This is a genomic window from Blastococcus sp. SYSU DS0552 (genome assembly GCF_054050815.1).
This window is the reverse complement of sequence record NZ_JBJHAB010000027.1, coordinates 35750-42197: the sequence shown is the minus strand read 5'-3', so window position 1 is coordinate 42197 and position 6448 is coordinate 35750. Positions and strand designations below refer to the sequence as shown.

The following is a 6448-nucleotide window of genomic DNA, read 5'->3' as shown; positions in this document are numbered from 1 at the left end:
GGACACCAGGGGCGCGGTCATCTGCACCAGCGCCGACGCCGAGTAGGACCCCGGGTCGACCGGGGCCCGACCCCCGCTGGTGACGGGCCCCGATCACGTCCGGCTCAGGAGGCGCGCACCTGCCCGGTCCGCATCGACCAGTGCAGGGTCCCGCCCTGGAACCGCTGCGATGCGTCGCCGTCGGGCGCGCGGACCGCCGGGGCGACCGGGTAGCCGAGGTACCCGTTCTCCCAGCCCAGCTGTCCCCACCGGGCGCGGATGGCTCCGTCGATGGCCTGGGCCCCGGTGAACGGCGTCCAGTAGATCGACCCACCCTGGAAGTGCTGCAGGCACCCACCGTTGCGCAGCCCGCAGCGGGCATCGGCCACCGGATAGCCGTAGTACCCCAGCTCCCAGCCCAGCTGCCCCCACCGCGTGCGAATGTCACCGTCGATCGCCCGGGCACCGGCGAACGGCGTCCAGTAGATCGACCCACCCTGGAAGTGCTGCAGGCACCCACCGTTGCGCAGCCCGCAGCGGGCATCGGCCACCGGATAGCCGTAGTACCCCAGCTCCCAGCCCAGCTGCCCCCACCGCGTGCGAATGTCACCGTCGATCGCCCGGGCACCGGCGAACGGCGTCCAGTAGATCGACCCACCCTGGAAGTGCTGCAGGCACCCACCGTTGCGCAGCCCGCAGCGGGCATCGGCCACCGGATAGCCGTAGCGCCCCAGCTCCCAGCCCAGCTGCCCCCACCGCGTACGGATGTCACCGTCGATCGCCCGGGCACCGGCGAACGGCGTCCAGTAGATCGACCCACCCTGGAAGTGCTGCAGGCACCCACCGTCGCGCAGCCCGCAGCGGGCATCGGTCACCGGATAGCCGTAGCGCCCCAGCTCCCAGCCCAGCTGCCCCCACCGCGTACGGATGTCACCGTCGATCGCCCGGGCACCGGCGAACGGCGTCCAGTAGATCGACCCACCCTGGAAGTGCTGCAGACAGCCGCCGTCGCGCAGCCCGCAGCGCACGGCGCTGGTCGGCTCGCCGAGCCGGCCGGCCGACCCGCCGAGCGACTGGTGCTTGGTCGTGATGGGCCCCTCGCCGACCGGTCCGTCGGCGGCCGTCCAGACGGTGACCGTCGCGCCCGAGTCCGTGGCCTCCGTCAGGCCGACAGTGACGCCGCCGCCCAGCGTGATCGATCCGCCGGGCGTCAGCACCGTCTGCTGGTCCTGGTCCCACGAGGACTGCGCCGTCGGCGTGGCGTCCAGCAACAGCGAGGTGTCGCTGGTCGGCCCCGGTCCGTCGACGCGGACCAGGACCCCGGGGCGGAGGTCGAAGTTCGCCGCGGGGTCGGCGAGCCAGGCGTCCCGCCCGACCGCGGCGCGGTACTCGACCCAGTAGCGGCCGCTCCCGGTGTCCAGCGCCAGCACCCGGAGTCCGCTGCGGCCGCCCATCGGGGTGAGCGTGAACGTGCCGCCGCTGCCGGAGGCGGGCACCACCTGCGCGGCCGACGACGGCAGGAACCCCAACCGTGCGGCGTGCGGGGCGTTGAGGCTGCCCACCTGGTGCCACGAGGCGCCCATGACGTCGTACAGGTCGTGGTAGGCGACCGTGCGGCAGGGGGCTGCCTCGGGGGTCGCGTCGCACTGGCGCGCCGACGCGTGGCCGAGGCCGAAGTTGTGCCCGAGCTCGTGGGCCATCACCGACGTCGCCGTGTCCTGCACGTACGCGTATCCACCCGAGCCCAGGCCCGAGCCCACCGTGCCGAGACCGTAGGAGCAGTTCGCCGTGCCGCGTGGGACGTAGAGCAGGAGGTGCTTCCCGGCACCGGTGGTCCAGCCGATCGCTGCGGCCGCCTGCCTCCACATGTCCAGCGGCGCGCTGCAGCCCGCCGCCGTGCTGATCCAGTCGCGGCTGCCGGTCACCGCGACGGTGACGGCGCCGTTGCTCTGCTCGTGCCAGAACTGCCGCACCGGTCCGTCGACGGCGGCGACGACGTCGGCCAGCTGCCGGCTGTCCCGCGGCGCGCCCGCCGGCTGGACCATCACGACGGTGACCGCCTGGGTGGGCACGACCGTCTCTGCAGGGGCGGTGGCGGCGGCCAGCACCTCGGTCCCGACGACCTCGCGAGCGCGTTCCAGCCCGTGCTCCACGGTCGCCTCGTCGGCGATGTGCTCCCCCACCGTGACCGCGACGGTCGTCCCCACGTCGAGGTGGGCCAGGTCCCCGGTGGGGACGCGGACCGATCCGCCGTCCGGCACCTCGATCCAGCTCAGCAGCCCGTCCTCGCCGTGCTCGGCGTGCGGATCGGTCAGCCCCGACGCCGGCTCGACGTGCTCGGGGTCCGCCCAGGCGCGGACGAGCTCGCCCACGACGGTGTCGGTGGACCCCTCCTCCGCGACGGCGGGGAGGGCCACCAGCAGCGGACCGAGGACGACGGCCGCAGCGACCGGGGCGAGCAGCCGTGGGAACCACGAGCGGGCAGCGGAGGACAAGGCTCTCTCCTCGTCGAGGGGCAGTCGAGCTGTCATCGGCAGCCCACCCCCCGTTCTGAAGCGGGGTCGCGCTCCCGGCCCCGTCCAGGTGACCGGGTCCCGGACCGCCGGCGCGCCCCGCGACGCGGGTCAGCGACGCCGCGGGTCGCGCCGGAGGGTGCGCACGAGCAGCAGCGTCGCGGGCAGCAGCACGGCGGCGACAGCGGCGACGAGGGGCAGCGACAGCGCGCCGGGCGAATCGGAGGCGTCGGCCACCGGGTCCAGGGCGGTCGGACGGGTCGACGAGGGGATCCGGGCCTCGGGCGCCCGGAAGGCCTCCGGGGCCGGTGCGACGGCGGGCTGCGGCGCGGCCACCGGGGGCGTGCCCGCCCGCGGCGTGGTGGCGACCGCGTCCGCGGCGTCCGCGGCATCCGCCGGCATCGTCGTCCCCTGGGGCAGGTCCGCCGCCGGCCCGTCGGTGCTGCCAGCGGGGCGGGGACCTGGCACGACGTCCAGCACCGCGCCGTCATCGCCCACCTGCCGCACCGTGACCGTGAGGTCTCCCCCGGAGAGGGCCACGGCCGTCCCCACCGGGAGGGCGGACTGCAGGTCGGCGTCCCAGCGGTCGGCCGGGCTGGGCGTCCCGTCCAGGAGCAGGGACGTGTCGGGGAACTGGCCGGCCCGCCGCACCAGCACCCCGGCGTCCAGGCGGTACACGTTGTCCCGGCCGGCCAGCCAGCGGTCCCGGCCGGTCGCGGCGCGGAACTCCACCCAGTAGCTCACGCCCTCGGCATCCAGCAGCCGGACGGCACGCGGCCCCGCTCCCCCGGCCCACGGGGCGAGCGTCACGGACGTCGCCGCGTCACCCACGGCGACGGTGCGCTGCGCCGCGGCCGGGAGGACGCCCAGCGCGGCGGCCTGGACGGCGTTGAGCGAGCCGAGCTGGGCCCAGGAGGCGCCCATGACGTCGTAGAAGTCGCGGTACCCGGCGGTGCGGCAGACCCCCTCCTCCACCGCGCCGTCGCACTGCGCCGCCGAGGAGTGGCCGAGGCCGAAGTTGTGCCCGAGCTCGTGGGCGATGACCGCGGCCCCGTTGTCGCGCACGTAGAGCCGCCCGCCGGACGCGGGGGACGCACCGACCTGGGCGAGGGCGTACGAGCACGCCGACTGCGTTGCGGTCTCGCCGCTGAGCCGGAGCAGCAGGTGCTTGCCGGGGCCACCGACGAACCCGACCTTCCGGGCGACCTCGTCCCAGAGCGCCTCCGGGTTCGCGCAGCCGGCGGTCGTGCTCAGCCAGTCGTGCCGAGCGGTGACGCCGAGGGTCACGGCGCCACCGGTCTGCTCGGCCCAGAAGCGGGACACCGGTCCGTCGACCGTCGTGACGACGTCGCGGAGCCGCGTCCCGTCGGGCGTGGTCCCGGCCGGCGCCACCAGCACGACCGTGACCTCGTTGGTCAGGCCGCCCCGCGGCGCGGGCAGCGGTTCGGGCGCCGTCACCGGGGGCGGGGCGAGGACGTCGCTCTCCAGCACGGTGCGGGCGGGCTCGTGGCCGTCCGCGCTGGCCTGGTCCTCGACCGCGCCCCCCACGGTGAGCGCCACGGTGGCGCCCGCCGGCACCCCGGCGACCTGGTCGGCGGGGACCCGGACCGCGCCCTGGGCGGTGGCGACCCAGCTCAGCCGCGTGCCGTCGTCGGCCCCCCCGCCGTGGTGGCCCTCCTGGCCCTCCGCCCACACGTGCACGAGCTCACCGACGAGGGTGGTCGTGCCGCTGTCGGCAGCGGCGACGGCCGGCGCGGCCACGGCGCCGAGGGCGGCGACGAGCAGGGCGCCGGCCAGCCCGAGGAGGCGGGAGGAGCGGCGGCCGCGGCGGAGGTCGTGGTCAGGAGACATCGACTCCTGAATCGGCGGCCGCGCGCCGGATCGGCACGGATCGCCGGATGTTGAGCCGAACTCCCGTCACACCCGCCGCAGGTGCCCCGGGTCCCCCCGGGGCACCGGCTCAGGCCAGGTCGTCGGCCCCCATGAGACGGCGCCCGGCCTCGGTGATGGAACCCGACAGCGACGGGTAGATCGCGAAGGTCTGCGCGAGGTCGTCGACGGTGAGCCCCTTGGTCACGGCCAGGGCGATCGGCAGGACGAGCTCCGACGCCCCCGGCGAGACGACGACCCCGCCGACGATCACCCCGGTGGAACGCCGGGCGAACAGCTTCACGAAGCCGTCGTGCAGGTCGCTCATCTTGGCCCGCGCGTTGGTCGCCAGCGGCAGCCGCACCGCTTCGACGTCGGCGTTCTCGGCGAGCGACTTCTCCTGCACGCCGACGGTGGCGATTTCGGGGTGGGTGAAGACGTTGGCGGCCACCGTCTTGAGCTTGATCGGCGCCACGGCCTCGCCCAGCGCGTGCCACATCGCGATCCGGCCCTGCATGGCGGCCACAGAGGCCAGCTGGAAGACGCCGGTGACGTCACCGGCGGCGTAGATGCCCGGTACCGAGGTGCGGGAGACCCGGTCGACGACGACGTGCCCGGCCTCGGTCACCTGCACGCCGGCCCGCTCGAGCCCGAGGCCGGCGGTGTTGGGCACGGTGCCGACGGTCATGAGCGCGTGCGAGGCCTCGACGCAGCGCCCGTCGGTGAGCTCGACGGAGATGCCCTTCTCGGTGCGCCGCACGCCGGCGGCCCGGCCGCGCTCGAGGCGGCCGCCGCGGGACTGGAAGACCTGCTCGAGCACCTCGGCGGCGTCGGAGTCCTCCCCCGGGAGCACCCGGTCGCGGGAGGAGACGAGGGTCACCGGCACGCCGGCCTCCAGGTAGCCGGAGGCGAACTCGGCCCCGGTGACGCCCGACCCGACGACGACCAGGTGCTCCGGCGGCTCCTGGAGGTCGTAGACGTCGCGCCAGTCCAGGATCCGCTCGCCGTCGGGCTCCGCACCGGGCAGCACCCGAGGGTCGGCGCCGGTGGCGATGAGCACCACGTCGCCCTCGACCGTGTCCACGACCCTGCCGTTCCGGTCGAGGACCTCGACCTCGTGGGCGGCCAGACCGGGTTCGTCGTCGGCGAGCCGGCCCTGCCCGGCGACGATCCGGACGCCTTCGGCCTCGAGCCGGGCGTGGATGTCGGCCGACTGGGCCATCGACAGGTTCTTCACCCGCTGGTTGGCCGCGGGCAGGTCCAGGCTCACGGTGGCGAGCTCCGCGCCGTGCACGCCGAGGACGGCGGAGTCGCGCACCGACGTCATGGCGCCGGCTGCCGCGATGAGGGCCTTGGAGGGCACGCAGTCGGTGAGCACGCTGGCCCCGCCGATGCCGTCGCGCTCGATCACGGTGACCTGCGCGCCGAGCTGCGCGGCGACCAGCGCAGCCTCGTAGCCGGCTGGGCCACCACCGATGATGACGATGCGGGTCATGGGTCCATCTTCCGTTGCCGGTCGGTCCGTCGCCGCCATTGTCCCCGGTGCGGCCCGGCTCGGCGTCACCGCCCGCTCCCGGCCGGGCGGATCGGCTGGTTGGGCTCGTCCGGGTGGACCTCTACGCCGCCTACGGGTCGAACATGGAGCCGGCCCAGATGCTGCGCCGGTACCGTCGTCCCCGCACACCGGCACCGGCTGGATCCGCGGCTGGCGGCTGACGTTCGGCGGCGAAGAGCTGGGCTGGGAGGGTGCCCTGGCCACCCTGGTGCCCGCGGACGACGGCCCGGGCGAGGAGACGGCCGGCGTGTTCGTCGCCCTCTACGACCTGACCGAGGCCGACGAGAGGGCGCTCGACGCCTGGGAGGGCGCCGACTCGGGCCTCTACCGCCGGGTGCACCTGCGGGTGCACACCTCGATGGCGATGTCGTCGCCTACGTCTACGTGCTCGACGCGTTCGGGGGCGGGCTGCCTTCGGCGTGCCGCCTGGGGGCGATCGCCGACGCGGCGGAGGCCGCCGGCGCACCCGACGACTACGTCCGCGAGCGGCGCGCCCGCGAGTGCCGTTCCATCTTCTGACCCGCCCGCTCCG

General features: G+C 75.3%; 4 protein-coding genes and 1 pseudogene. 2 read left to right on the top strand and 3 right to left on the bottom strand.

Features of this window, described 5'->3' with window-relative positions; genetic code table 11:
- Nucleotides 1-104 precede the first annotated feature (104 nt).
- The 3 genes from ACI8AG_RS19375 to ACI8AG_RS19365 all read right to left on the bottom strand — a co-directional run bounded on the left by ACI8AG_RS19375 (nt 105) and on the right by ACI8AG_RS19365 (nt 5856).
- Nucleotides 105-2474, bottom strand: a complete 2370-nt coding sequence (locus ACI8AG_RS19375; RefSeq protein ID WP_456598314.1) for a reprolysin-like metallopeptidase — start codon at nt 2472-2474, stop codon at nt 105-107.
- 129 nt (nt 2475-2603) lie between these two features.
- On the bottom strand, nt 2604-4343 hold the full coding sequence (locus ACI8AG_RS19370) for a reprolysin-like metallopeptidase (protein ID WP_456598313.1): 1740 nt from the start codon (nt 4341-4343) through the stop codon (nt 2604-2606).
- A gap of 109 nt (nt 4344-4452) precedes the next feature.
- Nucleotides 4453-5856: an NAD(P)H-quinone dehydrogenase gene (locus ACI8AG_RS19365; RefSeq protein WP_456598312.1), complete on the bottom strand. Its 1404-nt coding sequence runs from the start codon at nt 5854-5856 to the stop codon at nt 4453-4455.
- On the opposite strand from ACI8AG_RS19365, the pseudogene ACI8AG_RS19360 reads away from it, so the two are divergent.
- A pseudogene (locus ACI8AG_RS19360) lies at nt 5837-6223 on the top strand (hypothetical protein); the annotation flags it as partial. The gene ACI8AG_RS19365 and the pseudogene ACI8AG_RS19360 overlap by 20 nt on opposite strands.
- Before the next feature lie 77 nt (nt 6224-6300).
- Nucleotides 6301-6435, top strand: coding sequence for a hypothetical protein (locus ACI8AG_RS19355; RefSeq protein WP_456598315.1), 135 nt, complete (start codon nt 6301-6303; stop codon nt 6433-6435).
- Nucleotides 6436-6448: the final 13 nt, after the last annotated feature.